This is a genomic window from Oerskovia enterophila, assembly GCF_001692445.1.
Taxonomy (GTDB): domain Bacteria; phylum Actinomycetota; class Actinomycetes; order Actinomycetales; family Cellulomonadaceae; genus Oerskovia; species Oerskovia enterophila.
The window spans coordinates 13,259-30,714 of sequence record NZ_MAQA01000053.1 but is presented as its reverse complement, the minus strand read 5'-3'; the positions used below and the strand labels follow the sequence as shown (position 1 = coordinate 30,714).

The following is a 17,456-nucleotide window of genomic DNA, read 5'->3' as shown; positions in this document are numbered from 1 at the left end:
CCCCCCGACCCACCGGACCGCTCGCCGCGACGTGCGTGGCGCCGTCGGGCCGTGCTGGCGGTGCAGGGCGCGCACGCCGTGCAGGCCGTGCAGGCCGTGCAGGCGGTGCAGGACGCGCAGGCGGTGCAGGACGCGCAGGGCGCGCGAGGCGCACGGACGCCTCGCGACCGCGAGCGCCGCACGTGACGCCCCCGTGAACGGGACGTCAGCCCGCGTGACGGGGCGTTACCACTGGGTTGCCGACCTGTGGAGATGTGGACGCACAACGGACATCCGGCGCGAAAGGCGCGCCGAGGTGCTTCCGTCCCGGCCACCGTTGCCCCTACGTTCGGAGCACGACACCGCAGGAGGCCCGGACGCACCGGACCACCCGTCGTCGTGACAGGCACGCAGGGGTGTCTCTGCCCGTCCCGACGTCATCGCCGCCGCCGCTCTCGAGCCGCCGTGCGCGTCCTGCGCCGCACGACGACCCGACCTGGTCTCGTCGTCCGGCGGAGGTACGCATGGGAAGCAGCAGGCTCGCAGCGGTACGGCTCCTGGCCGTGGTCGCGGTGGCGTTCGGGCTCGTCTACATCGGGTGGCGGTGGTCGGGGACCGTGGCCTGGGACGCCTGGTGGATCGCGGTCCCCCTGGTCCTGGCCGAGACGTACAGCCTCGGCGAGACCGTCCTCTACGCCCTGACCATGTGGAACGCGAGGCGACGTGCACCCGCTCCCCCGGCTCCCGAGGGCCTGAGCGTCGACGTGTTCGTCACGACCTACAACGAGCCCGTGGACCTGGTGCTGCGCACCGCGATCGCCGCCCGGGACATGACGTACCCGCACACGACGTGGATCCTCGACGACGGCAACCGGTCCGAGCTCGAGGTCGCGGCCTCGCGCGTGGGGATCGGTTACATCACCCGCGGCCCCGAGTGGGAGGGGCGTACCCGCTTCGCCAAGGCGGGCAACGTCAACAACGCGCTGTTCCGCACGAGCGGCGACCTCGTCGCGATCCTCGACGCCGACCAGGTCCCCGAGCCGCGGTTCCTCGACCGCGTCCTGGGGTACTTCGACGACGAGGAGGTCGCGTTCGTCCAGACACCCCAGCACTTCTGGAACGTGCCCCCGAGCGACCCCCTGGGCACCCAGGCCGAGCTCTTCTACGGCCCCATCCAGCAGGGCAAGGACGGGTGGGGGGCCGCGTTCTTCTGCGGGTCGAACGCGGTCCTGCGGCGCGAGGCGCTCATGGCGCTCGGGCTGACCCGGTTCAGCCGGGACGCTCGCGGCAGCATGCGGGCCGCGCTGCGGGCCGGCCGGTCTCGCCTCCAGGACCTCCTGAGCCAGCTCGCGGTCCGTGAGCCCACGGCCATGCCCGTGGCCGAGCAGGCGCTGGCCGCGGTCCGCCGGGCCGAGGGGCAGTTCCGCCGGGGCGACGTCCTGACCGAGATCACCTCGGAGCTGCGCTCGGCCTTCACCGCCGCGCTCGCGCCAACCCCCGGGGTCCCCGCCCTCCCCGAGGACGTCGCGGGAGAGCTGCTGGGCGAGCTCGACGGCGTCCTCGAGCTGGTCGACGTCGCCCGCACCGACCAGGCCCTGACCATCAACCCGCTCGACACGACGACCATCACCGAGGACATGGCCACGGCCATGCACCTGCACGCGATGGGCTGGACGAGCGTCTACCACCACGAGGTGCTGGTCCGCGGCCTCGCACCCGAGGACGTGGGCACCGCGCTCTCGCAGCGCCTGCGCTGGGCGACCGGGTCGATGCAGGTCTTCTTCCGCGACAACCCGCTCATGGTCCGCGGGCTCACGCTCGCCCAGCGGCTCATGTACCTGGGCACCATGACGAGCTACCTGAGCGGCTTCGCCGCCCTGGTCTACCTCTCGGCGCCGGTGCTGTTCCTGACAGCCGGGATCTTCCCGCTGCACGCCGACCCCACGTTGTTCTTCCTCCACTTCATCCCGTTCTTCGTGGCCTGCCAGCTCCTCTTCCAGCTCTCCGGCAGGGGCAGCCGCGGGCTGTGGCGCGGGCAGCAGATGTCGTTCGCGCTGTTCCCCACCTGGATCGCGGCGACGCTCTCCGGCGCGTCGGCGGTGTTCCTCGGGCGGCACGTCGCGTTCTCGGTCACGTCCAAGACCAAGCAGGCGACGGGCACGGGCTACCGGCACGTGCTCCCCCAGGTCGTGGCTGCGGTCGTGCTGATCGTGGCCTCCGCGGTCGGGGTCGCCCGCATGCTCGCGGGCGAGGCCTCGGCCCCGGCGACCTACCTGACCCTGGGCTGGGTCGCGGTCGACCTCGCCCTCCTGTCCGCCGCGCTGCGTGCAGCGCGGTACACCGGGCCCGGCGACTCCGTCGTGGACCCCACTCCCCCGTCCGTCGCGCTCCTCGCGGCCCAGGCCGTGAGCGACGGGCTCGACAGCAACGACAGCAACGGCGCTGAGCTCTCCTCCCTCCTCGACCCGACGGATCTCCCGCTCGACCTCACCGTCCGCCACGTACCCAGGAGCTCGCCATGGCCACCATCGTCAGCGCACCCGACCTCACCCTGACCCACCCCGTCACGAGCATCGACCTCCCGTCCGGTGGTCGGCTCGACGCCGCCGCCGTCCTGTCCCTGCGCGGCCCTGTCGCCACGGCTGTCGCCGACGGCCCGGTGCTCGTCCTCCTCGACGTCTCGGGGGTCGACGGCGTCTCGCCGTCCGGGATCGCCGGCCTGCTGGACCTGTTGCGCGTGGTCCGCTCGCGCGGCGGGGACCTGCGGATCTTCGGCGCCTCGACCGCCGTCCAGCACGCCTTCACGGCCCTGGGCCTCGATGCCGTCGCGCGCGTCTACGGCGGTCACGACGAGGCTCGAGGTCTCCTCGCTTCCCGGGCCTCCTGATGACGTTCTACCTCCCGGGCACCGGCGGTCGCAGGCGTCGGCCCGGCCTCGTGACGCCCGTCATGATCATGTTCCTGGGCGTGGGAGCGGTCGGCGCGGGCTTCGCGGTCGCGGGTCCGGCCGAGGACACGGCGCCTCCCGCCCCCGAGACGTGCACGGCCGACGCCGCACAGGTCGTCCCGACCGACGGCACCCTGCTCGGGGTCAACCTCGACTGGGCGTCCGAGACGCTCGAGGAGCACCGCACGTACCTGGGCCACGCCCCGGCCGTCGCGGTCCAGTTCTCCGACGTCCCCTACGACCGCGCGACCTGGGAGCACACGGTCAGCGCGGTCACCCAGATGAAGGCCAACGGCGGCGTGCTGCTGCTGCTGACCCTCGAGCCGCACGCTGGGCTCGCCGCCATGAGCGACGAGGTGATCGCGACGCTCGCCCACGACCTGCGCGAGGTCAACCAGCAGGGGGTCGCGGTCGTGCTGCGGTTCGCGCACGAGATGAACGGCTCGTGGTACGCGTGGGGCCAGCAGCCCACGGCGTACGTCGAGACGTTCCGGCGGGTCGCCGCGGCGGTCCACGACCAGGCACCGGGTACGGCCATGATGTGGGCCCCCAACTACGGGGGCGGCTATCCCTTCACGGGTGGGCAGTTCGCCGCGCTCCCCGGGTCGGCCGACTACGCGGCGCTCGACACCGACGGCGACGGTACGGTCACCATGGCCGACGACAGCTACCTCCCGTACTTCCCGGGGGACGACGCCGTGGACTGGGTCGGGGTCTCGCTCTACCACTGGGGCAACCAGCGCCCGTGGGGCAACAACGAGGTCCCCGAGGACGGCAAGTTCCTCGCGATGCTGACGGGCACGTACGTCGGCACGGCCGGGGACGACGCCGCCGTCCCGGACTTCTACACCGTGTACGGCGTCGAGCACGGTCACCCGGTCGCGGTGCCCGAGACCGCGGCGATCTACACGCCCTCGCGCGGCGGTGCGGCCGAGCTCGACATCAAGCGCGCCTGGTGGCGCCAGGTCTTCTCGCCCGAGACCCACGAGCGGTTCCCGCAGCTCAAGATGGTCAACTGGTTCGAGTGGGACAAGTACGAGATCGAGATCGACGACGACGTCGACTGGCGCGCGGCGGGTGCCACCGACGTGCGCGACGCGTTCGTCGCCGACCTCCCGTCGTGGCTGCGCTACGCCGAGGACGTCTCGACCTGCGAGGAGTGACCATGCACCGGTCCACGCACCCCAGCCGCCTGCTCACGGTCGTGATCGCGCTCGCGGTCCTCGGCACGCTCGGGGCCGCGGCCGTCGGGCCCCCCGCCGCCCGGACCGCGAGCGCCGCCCCGACCATGGGCGCACCGCCCGGCCCCCTGACGTGGTCGGACGAGTTCGACGGCGCTTCCGGCGCCCCGCCGGACCCTTCGCGCTGGCGCCTCGAGACCGGAGGCAGCGGCTGGGGCAACGACGAGCTCCAGTACTACACCGACAGCCCGAGCAACGCCTCGACCGACGGCTCCGGGCACCTCGTCATCACGGCCCGCCGGGAGAACCCGGCCGACCACCAGTGCCACTACGGTCGCTGCGAGTACACGTCCGCGCGCCTCATCACGGCCGACCGCTTCGCCCAGCAGCACGGGCGCTTCGAGGCGCGGATCAAGATCCCGGGCGGGCAGGGCACGTGGCCCGCGTTCTGGATGCTCGGGCAGGACATCTTCACCACCGAGCCCTGGCCCGCGAGCGGCGAGATCGACGTCATGGAGAACGTCGGCAAGGAGCCGGGCACGGTGTGGGGAAGCCTGCACGGTCCCGGGTACTCGGGAGCGGACGCGGTGCACGAGTCGTTCACGCTCCCCGGCGGCGAGCAGGTCGCCGACGACTTCCACACCTTCACGGTCGACTGGGGGCCCGACGCGATCACCTGGTACGTCGACGGCACGGCGTACTCGCACAAGACCCCCGACGACACCGGAGGCGGCGCCTGGGTGTTCGACGACCCGTTCTTCCTGCTGCTCAACCTCGCGATCGGCGGCGACTGGCCCGGGTCGCCCGACGAGAGCACGACGCTGCCCGCGCAGATGGTCGTCGACTACGTCCGGGCCTACGCGTGGGACGAGACCGACGGCCCCGGGACGGCCCCGGTCGCCTCGACGGGCCGGCTCGTGGGGCTGGGCGGGAAGTGCCTCGAGCTGCCCTGGGGAGACACCGCCCCGGGCGTGCCGGTCCAGGTCCGCACGTGCTCGGACGCCACGCACCAGCAGTGGACGTTCGAGCCCGACGGCACGGTCCGCACGCTCGGGCGCTGCCTCGACGTCGCGTGGGGTGCGCGCGAGGACGGTGCGAAAGTCCAGACCGCGCCGTGCTCGGGCGACCCTGCCCAGCAGTTCGTGCTCACCGCGAGCAACGACCTGGTCAACCCGCAGGCGGACAGGTGCGTCGACGTCACGGACTTCAGCACGACCGACGGGTCCCCCGTCCAGCTCTGGGGCTGCGCCGGGACCGCCAACCAGAAGTGGTGGGTCGCCTCGCCCTGAGTCCGTCGTCGCCCGAACCGTCCCGCGCACCGCGGGACGTGCCCGCGCGGCGGGCGCTCCGTCGTCGGGCACCCGCCGCGGTGCGCGGCCGGGACGCAGCGAGGCGCGTCCCCCAGGTCGGGGGACGCGCCTCGTGCGTACCGGTGGGTCAGTCCTGCCCGACGGCGTCGCTCGCGTTGCGCGCCTCGGCCTCGCCCAGGATGCGGCGCAGGTACGTGTAGGTGAGGTCGCCCGCGGCCTTGTCGTACTGCTCCTCGTAGCCGTGACGCGTGTAGAGCTCGAGGTTCTGCTTGGAGTCCTTGCCCGTGAAGACCCAGATCTCCGTGGTCTCCTCGGGCAGGTGCGGCAGCACCGCGAAGAGCATCTGCGTGCCGATCCCGCGGCCCTGCAGGTCGGGGGCGACCGCCAGGCGACCGAGCGTCGCCTTGCCGCCCTCGATCTCCACGCGCACCGAACCGACCAGGCGCGGCCCCTGCCACGCACCGAGCGTGATGACACCCGGGGTCGCCAGGTCCGTCTTGAGCTCCGCGAGCGTCTGGGTCAGCGGGGGGATGTTGGGGTCCCCGTAGAGCTGTGCCTCGGTGACGAACGCTGCCCGGCGAAGCGTGAGGAGCTCCCCCGCGTGCTCGTCCGTGACGAGGTCCATGGTCATCGGCGTGTCGGTCATGGTCCCATCGTGTCAGATCCCGGCAGGGCCGACGTGCTTGTCCGCGGGTGGAACCGTGCCCGTCTCAGCCCCCATCGCGGCTACCCTGGGACCGTGTCCAGCACTCCCCTGTCGAGCGCTCCTGCGCCCACGCCCACCCACTGGGTCCTCACGCTGTCCTGCCCGGACGGTCCGGGGATCGTGCACGCCGTCGCGGGGACCCTCGCCGAGCACGGCGGCAACATCACCGAGTCGCAGCAGTTCGGCGACCCGTTGTCCGGGTTGTTCTTCATGCGCGTCCAGGTCGAGTCGACCGCGTCGCGCGACGAGCTCGAGACCGCGCTCGCGCCCGTGATCGAGGCGTTCGACATGACCTGGAACCTCGACGTCGTCGGGCGCCGCGTGCGCACGCTCGTCATGGTCTCCAAGGCCGCGCACTGCCTCGTCGACCTGCTCTACCGCGAGCGCTCGCAGGGCATGCCCATCGAGGTCGTGGGCGTCGTGGGCAACCACCGCGACCTCGAGGACATCGCCGCGTTCTACGGCAAGCCGTTCCACCACGTGCCCGTCACGCGCGACACCAAGGGCGCGGCCGAGGACCGGCTGCGCGAGCTCGTGGCCGAGCTCGACGTCGAGCTCGTCGTCCTCGCGCGCTACATGCAGATCCTCTCGGACGACCTGTGCCGGGACCTGTCGGGCCAGGTCATCAACATCCACCACTCGTTCCTGCCGAGCTTCAAGGGCGCCCGCCCCTACGCCCAGGCGCACGACCGCGGCGTCAAGCTCATCGGCGCCACGTCGCACTACGTCACGGGCGACCTCGACGAGGGGCCGATCATCGAGCAGGACGTCGAGCGCGTCGACCACTCGCGCGCCGTCGAGGACCTCGTGGCGCTGGGCGAGGACGTCGAGCGCCGCACGCTCGCACGGGCCGTGCGCTGGCACGCCGAGCACCGCGTGCTGCTCGACGGGCACCGGACGATCGTCTTCCGCTGACGGACCGGTCCGTGCGGCTCCCGTGACCATCCCCCCGCAGGCCACGCTCCAGGTCGTCACGACCCGGTGGACCAAGCGTTCGCGCGGCGGCGACGCGGCGACCGTGCGGAACGCGACGCCCGTCGCGTTCCGGCTCCCCGCCGGGTCGGCGCCCCTGGTGCACGCGGTCGAGATGCACGAGGAGCACGGCTTTCGACCGGTCGAGTCGATCGGCGGTCCGACGACCGCGGAGACGGTCTCCCTGCGCGTGCGCGAGGGCCGGCTGACCGTGTTCGTCCCGGTCCCCGCGTGGCACGCGATCCCGCCTCGGCCACGGCGGCCGCCCGCGGTCCGTCTCGCCCCCGGCGAGTGGGTGCGCTGGCAGCTCAACTTCCGCTTCTCGAGCCTCGCGGGGATGCAGGACTGGTCGTACTGGCAGGACACCGTCAACGTCGCCTGCGGGCCGGTACCGCACGACGTGTTCCTCGGCACGCCGACGTACCTGGTGGACGAGCGCGGCTCGTTGCGCTGACCGGCACGCGCGGGCACTGGGGGCGCGGACATTCGTCCGGCAGCCGCCGTCTGCCGCCCTCTGCCCGCTGCCTCAGAGCGGCAGCTTGAACCCTTCGTGCGACTGCGCGTACCCCAGCGAGCGGTAGAACCGGTGCGCGTCCTCGCGCGCCTTGTCGGACGTGAGCTGCGCGAGCGACGCCCCGCGCTCGCGGCCGCGCTCGTGCGCCCACGCCATCATCGCGCGCCCGATCCCCTGGCCCCGCAGCCGCGAGTCGACCCGCACGGCCTCGACGAGCAGCCGGGTCGCTCCGCGCCGCGAGATGCCCGGGACGAACGTCAGCTGCATGACCCCCACGACCTCGCCGCCCACGTCGGCGACGACGAGCTCGTTGTTCGGGTCCGCGTCGATCGCGGCGAAGGCGGCGTGGTGCTCGTCCCCCAGCTCGCCCGTGCGGCGGGCGGCGATCGCGTCGTCGGCGATGAGCTCGACGACGCGGGCAAGGTCGTCGCGGCGGGCGGTCCGGAAGGTCACGGGGCTCGGGGTGGGATCGGTCGTCACGGCTCGGCACGCTACCAGGCAGGGGAGACGAGGGGCCCATCACGCCTGCAGCGCGAGGGCCCCTCTCGGACCCGGCCCGGCTCGAACGGGCAGCCACCCTCACCAGCTGCAGGCAGGACGCGCCTTACCGGGTAGGCGCGCCTTGGGCGGGTTCAGGGATGAACGTACATCGAGCGGTGGAGCAGGTCATCGTCTGTGGGGGGACGCTCCCTAGGGCCTCGCGGCCCGCACCGCGGCCGCGAGCCGGGCCACCGCCTCCTCGACGCGCGCGTCCGCGAGGTTGCCGTACCCGACGACGAGCCGGTCGCGCTCGCCCTCGCGCGCGGGCGCGGCCGTCGCCCGGTACCGCTCGATCGCCGCGACCGACACCTCGCGCAGCGCCGCCTCGCGCACCACGTCCGCGGCCATGACGCCGGGCGGGAGGTCGACCACGGCGTGCATGCCCGCGGCGATCCCCGTGACGTTCGACCCCGGCAGCGCGGAACCGAGCGCGGCGACCAACGCCTCGCGGCGGCGCCTGAACCGTCCCCGCGAGGCGCGCAGGTGCCGCTCGTACGCGCCCGAGACCAGGAACCGGGTCAGCGTGAGCTGGTCGACCGTGGACGGTCCGGCCCCTCCCCGGTCGACGACCTTGCCGAGCCACCCGGGCGGCAGGACGGCCCACCCCAGCCCGAACCCGGGGGACATCGTCTTGCTGAGCGAGCCCAGGAGCATGACACGGTCGGGCGCGAGCCCCTGCACGGCCGCGACGGGCCGCCGGTCGTAGCGGAACTCGGCGTCGTAGTCGTCCTCGACGAGCACGCCGTCGACGTCCCGCGCCCAGCGCACGAGCGCCTCGCGGCGCCCCGGGGAGAGAGCGGAGCCCGTGGGGAACTGGTGGGCGGGAGTCACGAGCGCGGCCCGCGCCCCGGTCCGGCGCGACGCGGCGAGGAGCGCGTCGACGTCGATCCCGCCCTCGTCGACCGGGACGGGCACGGGCGTGAGCCCGGCGGCCGCGGCGGTCTCGCGGAGGCGCGACCAGCTCGGGTCCTCGACGAGGAGGGCCCGGTGCCCTGCCCGGTGCAGCGCGGCGGCGATCCGCCGCATCGCGTCGTCCGCGCCGTGGGTCACGACGACGTCGCCCGCCCCTGCCCGCACGTGCCGGGCGCGGTCGAGGTAGGCCGCGAGCGCCGCCCGGGTCGTGTGGTGACCGGTCGGGTCGGGCGCGGCGAGGTCGGCGTCGGGAGCCACGGCGAGGGCTTCGCGCAGCGCGCGGACCCAGGCCGTGCGCGGTACGTGCCGCAGGTCGGGCACGCCTGGTGCCAGGTCGAGGCGGGCTCGTGGGACGGGAACGCCTTCCGCGCCCGACGACGTCGCTCCCGTCCCGGCGCCGGCTGCGGACAGGGGATCGGCCAGGCCGCCCGGGAGGTCGGGACGGCCGGCACGGCGGTGGGGCTCGGCGGGCCCCTGCACGGCGGCCCGCGGCGGAGGGGCGGTCCCGGCCGCGAGCGGCACCCTCGTGCCCGACCCGGTCCGGGACTCGAGGAAGCCCTCGGCGACGAGCTGGCCGTAGGCCTCGGTCACGACCCAGCGCGAGACGCCGAGCGTCTCGGCGAGAACCCGGCTCGGCGGCAGGGCTGCTCCGGGCGGGACCCTTCCCGAGAGGACGGCGACCCGCACCGCGGCGCCGAGCCGGGCGTGGAGCGGTTCCGGCCCGTCGCCCAGGTCGAGGATCGTCTCCCAGGCGAGCGCCGTCGTCGGGCCTGCGCCCGTGCTCCGCGAGGGGGTGCTCCTCGGTGCGCGACCGGGTAGCGAATTGGTCTGGTCCGATGCCATGTCAATGGACCGTACACCCAGGCCGCTCGGCTCCTAGCGTGGAGAGCGTCAACCCGCCGCACCCCTCATTGGAGACCACGATGCGCTACCGCACCCTCGGCGACGGCCGCACGTCGTTCGACGTCAGCACGCTCTGCCTCGGCACCATGCTCATGGGCACCAGGACGGACGAGGAGACCTCGTTCGCGATCCTCGACCGCTACCTCGAGGCCGGAGGGACCTTCCTCGACACGGCCAACAACTACAGCCTCTGGGCCGGAGGGCACGGGCGCGACAGCGAGGACCTGCTCGCTCGCTGGCTCGTGAGCCGCGGCGTGCGCGACCAGGTCCGCATCGCGACCAAGCTCGGCGCGGCCCAGAAGGACCGCACGCTGCCCCTGTCCAGCACTCCCCCGACCAACTACCAGGGCCTGGCCGCGGAGACGATCACCTGGGAGGCGCACGAGAGTCTGCGACACCTCGGGGTCGACCACCTGGACGTGCTCTACGGGCACGTCGACGACCTCGACACCCCGCTCGCGGAGACCGTCGGGGCGTTCGGCAAGCTTCAGGCCGAGGGGGTCGTGGGGATCTCGGGGATCTCGAACGTCGCGCTGTGGCGCGTGGTCGAGGCGCGCGAGGAGGCGCTGCGGCAGGGGGTCGCGCCCTACGGGGTGGTCCAGGAGCAGCTGAGCTACCTCTACCCGACTCCCGACCCCGACCGGCACAACTGGGCGTCGCCCGAGCTGCTCGACTACGCGCGCTCGACGGGGAGCGACGAGCGCCCCCCGCTCGCGGTCACGGCCTACTCCCCGCTCCTGCAGGGCGCCATGGTGCGCGACGACAAGGAGCTGTGGGAGGGCTACGGGCACCCGACCTCGCTCGAGCGGCGGCGCGTGCTGCACGAGGTCGCGCGGCAGGTGGGCGCGACGCCGAACCAGGTCGCGCTCGCATGGCTGCTCGGCGGTCCCGTGCCGGTGATCCCCGTGATCGGACCGAGCAACCTCGCCCAGCTCGACGAGCTGCTCGGCGCGGCGGACCTGGACCTCGACCCGGAGGTCCGGGCGCGTCTCGACGCGGTCTGACCTGAGCGACACCGCTGAGTGCGGAGTTCTTGCGAGACTCGCCGGGCGTGTCTCGCAAGAACTCCGCACTCAGCGGATCTGTGGGGAGGCTAGGAGCAGTCGCGTGCCCCGTACGACACGTCGTAGACCGTCCGGACCTCCTTGCCGCCGATCGTCGCCGTGCCCGTGACCTTCGACGTCGCGGCAGGGATCTGCGCCTGACGCGTCGCGAACGTCTGCTGGGCGCTCTTGCCGGGCAGGACCCCCGTGAAGGTCTTGGCGCCGAACGGCGTCTCGACCGTGACCGTGGCCGGGACCGGTCCCGCGTTGACCGCGACGACTGTCACGGTCGCACGTCCCGCGACGCACTGGGTGCGCGCCGAGGTCGTGAGCTCGACCTTCCCGGCCCTCGGCTCGACGAGCACCGCGACCGAGCGCGCCGGGACGGTGACCGTCCCGGTCGCCGTGTCCCACGCCGTCGTCTTGACGACGGGGTCGGCCCCGTCGGCCTGGACGGGTGAGAGCGCGTACTCGCGTCCCGCCAGCCCCGCGACCGTCTGCGTGACCGGCGCGGGCGAGGCGTTGAAGACGACGAGCGCGCCGTCGAGCTCCTTGTCCGTGTCCGGGCCGACCGTGTCGTCGATGCTCATGACGATCACACCGGGCGTCTGGCCGGTCCCCGCGTCGGGGAACGTGACCTTCTGGTTGATGAGGTCCGCGCTGCCCAGGCGGAACAGGTCCGTCGAGGACCGCAGCCGCAGCAGGTCTGCCGCGTCTGCCGAGGCCGACGCGATGTCCTGCGAGGTCGGCTTGAGCGCGGGGTTCGCGAGCAGGGGCGCCATGAGCGGCCACTTCTCGCCGTTGTCGACCTCGAGCGGCAGCCCCTTGCCGAACCCGTTGTCGGTCCCGGTCCAGTCGATCGCGTTGTACCAGTCGCCCGAGTCGTAGCTGTTGCGGTCGAGCGACTTGGAACGCAGCAGGTCGGTGCCCGCGTGCCACAGCGAAGGCGTCTGCGAGAGGGCCGTGGTGGCGAGCGAGACGTTGTTCATGCGCACCCGGTCGGCCATCGACGTGTCCGCCGGCAGCTTGAGGGTCAGCAGGTCGAACAGCGTCTCGTTGTCGTGCGCGTCGACGTAGCTGATGATCTCCTCGGGAGAGTCCGCGTAGCCCGCGGGCGCACCCCGGTAGTCGATCTGGTCGCCGCGCAGCGCCTCGCCGGTCGACGTCGTGAACGTGAAGCTGCGCAGGTTGCCCGCGAGGCCCAGGCGGACCAGGTCCGTCTCGTGGCCCAGCGCTGCGAGCTCGTCGGCCGAGCCGTCGTTCACGGTCCCCGGCTCCCCCGCCCGGGCAGGCTGCCCGTTCGGGTCGGTCGCGAGGCCCGTGCCGAACCCCTGCGTGAAGGTCGAGGCCCCGTCGACGGGAGACCCGCCGTGGACCGCGTCGCGCAGGCGGTCGGAGAACGTCCCGATGCCCGTGCCGCCGAGCTGGCCCTGCGTGGCCTGCTCGAACAGCGCGTTGTCGGCGACCTCCCCGAAGTTCCAGCCCTCGCCGTACAGGTACACGGCCTTGCCGTCCACGCCGTCCTTCGTCAGCGTGAGCTCGTCGAGCGCGGCCCGGACGTCGAGCATGTTCTGCTTCGAGTGGTGCCCCATGAGGTCGAAGCGGAAGCCGTCGACCTTGTAGTCGCGGGCCCACGTGACGACCGAGTCGACCATGAGCTTGCCGGTCATGGCGTGCTCGGTCGCGAGGTTCTGGCAGCAGGTGCTGGTCTCGACCGCGCCGGTCGTCGTGTCCTGGCGGTGGTAGTAGCCGGGCACGACCTTGTCCAGGACGCTCTTGGCGTCCTGACCGCTGGCCGCGGTGTGGTTGAACACCTGGTCGAGCACGACCTGGAGCCCTGTCTGGTGCAGCGCCCCGACCATGGTCCGGAACTCCGCGGCACGCGCCGAGCCCTCGGCGTCGACGGCGTACGAGCCCTCCGCCGTCGAGAAGTGCAGCGGGTCGTAGCCCCAGTTGAAGCCGTCCGTGCCCTGGATCGCGGCCACGGCCGCCTGCTGCTCGGTGCCGTCCGCGGCGAAGCCGCTCAGGTCACCGGTCACCGACTGCTTCGAGCGATCCTCCTCGATCGTCGCGATGTCGAACGTCGGCAGCAGGTGCACCGTCGTCAGGCCCGCATCGGCCAGCTCGGCGAGGTGCGTCATGCCGGCCGAGGCCTTCTCACCGAACGCGAGGTAGGTACCACGCTTGGCCACCGGCACCGTGGTGTCGGCGATCGAGAAGTCCCGGACGTGCAGCTCGTAGATCGTCTGGTCGACGGCCCGCTCCACGACGGGAGCCGGCGTGTCCTTCCAGACCTTCGGCTGGGTGTCCTTCGCGTCGAGGTCGACGACGACCGAGTGCGTCGAGTTGAGCGTGAGCCCCAGCGAGTACGGGTCGGTCACGACGTTGGTCTCGACCGTGCCCGTGGACGGGACGAAGACCTCGACCTCGTAGAGGTACCGAGCACCGACCCAGCCGAACTTCTTGTCGGCGTCCTTCCCGTCGACCGTCCACGTCCCGTCCGACTGACGCTCGGCGGGGAACCGCCGGGCGTCCTCGTTCTTCAGGTCCGCGGCGTCACCCGTGCCAGGCCACGCGAGGAGCGTGACCTTCTTGGCCGTGGGTGCCCACAGCGCGAACGACGCCCACTTGCCGTTGGTGTAGATGCTCGCACCGAGCGTACGGTCCGCGGCGCCCTCGGCGAACAGGTCGTCCAGGACTCCGGGGAGCTGGACGCCGGTCGCCGCGGTGAGCGGAGCGTCTGCCGCGGTGCCGCCCCGCTGGGCGACGAGGAGCTGCCCCGTGAGCGCGGCGGTCGCCGCGTCCACGGAGATCGGCTCGCCGTCGGCGTCCGTGACCCGCAGGGCCACCGCGTCGGTGAGGGCCGGGAAGTCCGCCGCGACGTCGTCGGGCAGGCCGGCCGGGTCGTAGGCCAACCCCAGGGTCGACGCCCCCTCCGGGGCGACGACTGCGCCGTCGGCGACGCTCAGGCCGCCCGTGGGCGCCGTGTGGAGCGTCCAGCCCAGCGTCGCCGGGTCGGCACCCGCGAGGAGCTCGCGCGGCCAGGCGACCAGGTCCTTGCCCACCCAGTGCGCGGCCTGCTGACCGGTCCCGGGCAGCGGGGGGTCCGCGACCTCGATCGTGAGCACGTGCGTCGCGAGGACGTACGAGAACGTGACCGACTTGCCGTCGGACGCGCTGAACGAGTAGTTCTGGCCGTCCTTGACGCCGCCGACACCGTAGTTCTCGGCCCAGCTCAGACCGTGCGCGACCTTGCCCTCGTACGCGCCCGTGGCGAGCGCGGACGTCGTGAGCGTGTAGACCCCGTCACCGTCAGGGTCACGGAGCCACGAGCCCATGCAGTCCGGAGACCAGGCGGCCGAGCAGCCGAGCTGGTCCTGGAACGAGCCCGCGACCGTGATGATCGGGCCCTGTGCGGTGCTCGAGAAGTCGTGCGAGACCGGGTCCCAGTAGAACGTCACGGGGCCACCCGCGGTCGTGTACGTCGCGTTGGCACCGTCCTTCGCACCGCCGACGCCGTAGTTGAGGTCCCAGGACCCGTTGATCGCGACCTTGTACTCGTAGGTACCCGCCGGGATGTCGAACGTGCCCGCGTAGACGCCATCAGCACGCTTGGTGAGCTTGGCCGCCTCGCAGCCGGGGGCCCAGTCGCCCGCGCAACCCATCTCGGAGTTGTGGCTCCCGGCGACCGTCACGAGGTCGATGTCCGTCGGAGGTTCGACGTCCTCGTCACCGCTCACGGAGTTGCCCACGCTCGCGAACGTCGAGGCCGCGGCGCGGTCGCCGTCGGCGTCGACCGTCACGGCGCGGTACTCGACGAGCGTGCCCTTGGCCAGGTCGCTCACGTCGTGGAAGATGCGCGGCGAGGTGTCCTCGGCCGTGCCGAGACCCTGCCACTCGTCCGACCCGACGACGCGCCAGGCGAAGCTGGTCTCGGACCACGCGGCGTCGTCGACGTCCGCGGCGACCGGGGCCACCCCGGTGAGGCCCGCCCCCGCGGCCGGTACGGCCACCGAGACGTCCCCCGTGGACTCGACGCCCACGGTGCGGTCCGCCTTGAGCACGACCGAGCCGAGGGCCGGGACCGTGAGCGAGACGGTGCCGTCGGCACCGGCCGTGACAGCGTCTCCCCCGCCGTAGAGCGGTGCGTAGGTCGCGCCCGGCGTGAGGGTCGTGAAGCTGACCGTCTTGGCCGCGGCCGAGTTGTTGAGCCCCACGAGGTGCTCGATCTTCTCGGTGCGGTCGACGCGCGAGAACGCGTAGACGCCCGCGGCCGAGTCGGTGTAGCGCTCGATCTGTGCACCGGTGGCGAGCGCCGGGTTCTCGGAGCGCAGCGCGGAGAGCTCGGCGATGTGGGTGTAGAGCGGCGACGTGGTGTCGTAGCGGTCCTGGCTGCCGGCGGTCTCGCCCGTGATCAGCTTCTGGTCCGCGTACTCGTCGACCTGGGTCGCGAACAGCGACTGCCGCGCGTTCTTGTCCTTGCCGTCGCCCGCACCCGCGAAGCCCTGCTCGTCGCCGTAGTAGACGACCGGCTGGCCGCGCGTGAGGTACATGAGGTCGTGCGCGAGCTCGTCACGACGCTGCGCGTCGCCCGTGGTCTGCAGCAGGTACCCGATGCGGCCCATGTCGTGGTTGCCGAGGAACGTGGGCAGCGCCGACGCCGAGGAGTCTGGCGTCGTGTACATGTCGTCGCTCGCGAAGAGCTGGGACAGCCCCTTGGCGCTGTTGCCGCTCGCGAAGCTCGCGGCCGAGGACTGGAACGCGAAGTCGAGAACGGAGTTCATGTCCGTCTTGCGCACGTAGGGCGAGAGCTTGGCGGCGTCGGCGTCGTAGATCTCGCCGAACATGAAGAAGTCGTCCTTGCCCTTCGAGTGGGCGTAGTCGAGGACCTCGGTCGTCCAGGTCTCCCAGAACTCGAAGTTGACGTGCTTGACCGTGTCGATGCGGAAGCCGTCGATGCCGAGGTCGACCCAGCCCTGGTAGACGTCGACGAACCCGTCGACGACACGCGGGTTCTCGGTCATGAGGTCGTCCAGGCCGTCGAAGTCGCCGTAGGTCACGGACTCGCCCGACCACGTCGAGTTGCCACGGTTGTGGTAGAGCGTCGTGTCGTTGAGCCACGCGGGGACCTTGGCGTCCTTCGCGTCCTCGGCCACCACGGGCGTGTAGGGGAACGACGTCGCGGCGTCCATCGCGGGGAACGTGTCCTTGCCCGCGTGGTCGGCCGGGTCGAACGCGGTGCCTGCGGCGTCCTTGTACGGCGAGGTCGCCTGGTCGACGTACGAGTACTGCTTCTGCTCGTTGTCGATCAGGTCGGCCGTGTGGTTGGTGATGATGTCGAAGTAGACCTTGATGCCCTTGGCGTGGGCCTCGTCGATCAGCGCCTCGAGCTCGGCGTTGGTGCCGAGGTGCGGGTCGATCTGCGTGAAGTCGGTGACCCAGTAGCCGTGGTAGCCCGCCGACGCGTTCGCTCCCTCGCCCTGGACCGGGTTGTTCTTGAACGACGGGGTCAGCCAGATCGCGGTGGTCCCGAGCCCGTCGATGTAGTCGAGCTGGTCGCGCAGGCCCTGGATGTCGCCACCCTGGTAGAAGCCCTTGTCCGTGGGGTCGTAGCCCGAGTGCAGCGCACCACCCTCGATGCCGGCCTCGTTGTTGGTGGGGTCGCCGTCCGCGAAGCGGTCGGTCATGACGAAGTAGAACTGCTCGTCCGAGCCGGCCTGGCGCACGGGCGGGGTCACGATCTGCGCGTCGGTCGCCTCGTCGTAGGCTCCCCCGAGCTCGACGGGCGCGAGCGAGACGCGCTTGGCGACGTCGTCGAACGTGAAGCGCAGGGCCGTGGGGCCACCGACGACCAGCGGGATGTTGTCCGCACCGCCGTTCAGGCCGTAGGCCTCGTCCCACGTGTCGTTCACGGCGACCTTGTACTCGTAGGTGCCCGCGGGCACCGTGAAGTCGGCCGAGTAGACACCCTCGGTGCCGGTCGGCGCGAGCTCGGTCGCGGCGCAGGCCGGGTCCCAGTCGGCTGCACAGCCGGCCTCGTCCTGCAGGCTGCCGACGAGTGCGAAGGTGCGGGCCGCATCCGTCGCGGACGCCGCGGGGCCGGTCGCCGCGTTGGCGACGGCCGTGAAGCCTGTCAGCCCGGTAAGCCCGACGGACAGCGCCGCGAGGGACGCTGTGGCGCGGCGCGGTCTGGACGACCGCCTGGGGCGGGGTGATGCCATGAGGACTCCCTTGTCGACCGGGGAGTCGGACGTGCGTACGCACCGCCGGGTGACCGAGCCCCTGCGCTCCACGTGGTCTCCCGAGCCGGGCGCTCCCCGACGCCGGCTGACCCAGACTGTAGTCGTTGCTGAAAGTTGCAGCAAGGGTGCAACGCGGGACGTCGGTCCCCCGCCGGGGATCAGGCTGCCGCCGCGCCCCTGGACAGCACGAAGCCCGGCCGGGAAGCG

12 protein-coding genes are annotated in these 17,456 nt (G+C 72.4%); 8 read left to right on the top strand and 4 right to left on the bottom strand.

Translation table 11 applies throughout. From position 1 onward, the window contains the following. The 5 genes from OERS_RS21830 to OERS_RS17010 form a co-directional block, all read left to right on the top strand. Positions 1-186: hypothetical protein (locus OERS_RS21830; RefSeq protein WP_211268507.1), on the top strand; the 186-nt coding region annotated here is incomplete at its 5' end. Between the two features lie 317 nt (positions 187-503). After that, positions 504-2,534 (top strand): glycosyltransferase family 2 protein, encoded by a 2,031-nt coding sequence (locus OERS_RS17025; RefSeq protein WP_083201572.1) that lies wholly within the window; start codon positions 504-506, stop codon positions 2,532-2,534. Further along, complete coding sequence (locus OERS_RS17020) at positions 2,498-2,866, top strand: STAS domain-containing protein (protein ID WP_068627251.1); 369 nt, start codon at positions 2,498-2,500, stop codon at positions 2,864-2,866. Before OERS_RS17025 ends, OERS_RS17020 begins: the two co-directional genes overlap by 37 nt. Continuing rightward, positions 2,866-4,089: a glycoside hydrolase family 26 protein gene (locus tag OERS_RS17015; RefSeq protein WP_068627249.1), complete on the top strand. Its 1,224-nt coding sequence runs from the start codon at positions 2,866-2,868 to the stop codon at positions 4,087-4,089. The genes OERS_RS17020 and OERS_RS17015 overlap by 1 nt, the downstream gene beginning before the upstream one ends. 2 nt (positions 4,090-4,091) lie before the next feature. Continuing rightward, the gene (locus OERS_RS17010; RefSeq protein ID WP_068627247.1) at positions 4,092-5,396 is read left to right on the top strand and encodes a family 16 glycosylhydrolase; all 1,305 of its coding nucleotides are present in this window, start codon (positions 4,092-4,094) and stop codon (positions 5,394-5,396) included. Positions 5,397-5,544: 148 nt separating this feature from the next. Here the strand turns inward: OERS_RS17010 and OERS_RS17005 are convergent, their stop codons facing one another. Beyond that, a complete protein-coding gene (locus OERS_RS17005) occupies positions 5,545-6,063 on the bottom strand; it encodes a GNAT family N-acetyltransferase (protein WP_036571229.1) in 519 nt (172 codons plus the stop codon). Between the two features lie 93 nt (positions 6,064-6,156). Here OERS_RS17005 and purU point away from each other — a divergent pair, with 93 nt between their 5' ends. Beyond that, positions 6,157-7,038: a formyltetrahydrofolate deformylase gene (purU, locus tag OERS_RS17000; protein ID WP_056647638.1), complete on the top strand. Its 882-nt coding sequence runs from the start codon at positions 6,157-6,159 to the stop codon at positions 7,036-7,038. A gap of 22 nt (positions 7,039-7,060) precedes the next feature. Then, positions 7,061-7,549: a hypothetical protein gene (locus OERS_RS16995; protein ID WP_211268506.1), complete on the top strand. Its 489-nt coding sequence runs from the start codon at positions 7,061-7,063 to the stop codon at positions 7,547-7,549. A 72-nt stretch (positions 7,550-7,621) separates the two neighbouring features. Here the strand turns inward: OERS_RS16995 and OERS_RS16990 are convergent, their stop codons facing one another. Both OERS_RS16990 and pdxR read right to left on the bottom strand, forming a co-directional pair. After that, the gene (locus OERS_RS16990) at positions 7,622-8,089 is read right to left on the bottom strand and encodes a GNAT family N-acetyltransferase (protein WP_248948703.1); all 468 of its coding nucleotides are present in this window, start codon (positions 8,087-8,089) and stop codon (positions 7,622-7,624) included. A gap of 210 nt (positions 8,090-8,299) precedes the next feature. After that, positions 8,300-9,904, bottom strand: coding sequence for a MocR-like pyridoxine biosynthesis transcription factor PdxR (gene pdxR / locus OERS_RS16985; RefSeq protein ID WP_068627245.1), 1,605 nt, complete (start codon positions 9,902-9,904; stop codon positions 8,300-8,302). A gap of 80 nt (positions 9,905-9,984) precedes the next feature. Here pdxR and OERS_RS16980 point away from each other — a divergent pair, with 80 nt between their 5' ends. Continuing rightward, on the top strand, positions 9,985-10,968 hold the full coding sequence (locus tag OERS_RS16980; RefSeq protein ID WP_056762725.1) for an aldo/keto reductase: 984 nt from the start codon (positions 9,985-9,987) through the stop codon (positions 10,966-10,968). An 89-nt stretch (positions 10,969-11,057) separates the two neighbouring features. On the opposite strand, the gene pulA is transcribed toward OERS_RS16980, so the two are convergent. Beyond that, on the bottom strand, positions 11,058-17,228 hold the full coding sequence (gene pulA / locus OERS_RS16975) for a pullulanase-type alpha-1,6-glucosidase (protein WP_083201573.1): 6,171 nt from the start codon (positions 17,226-17,228) through the stop codon (positions 11,058-11,060). Positions 17,229-17,456 lie beyond the last annotated feature (228 nt).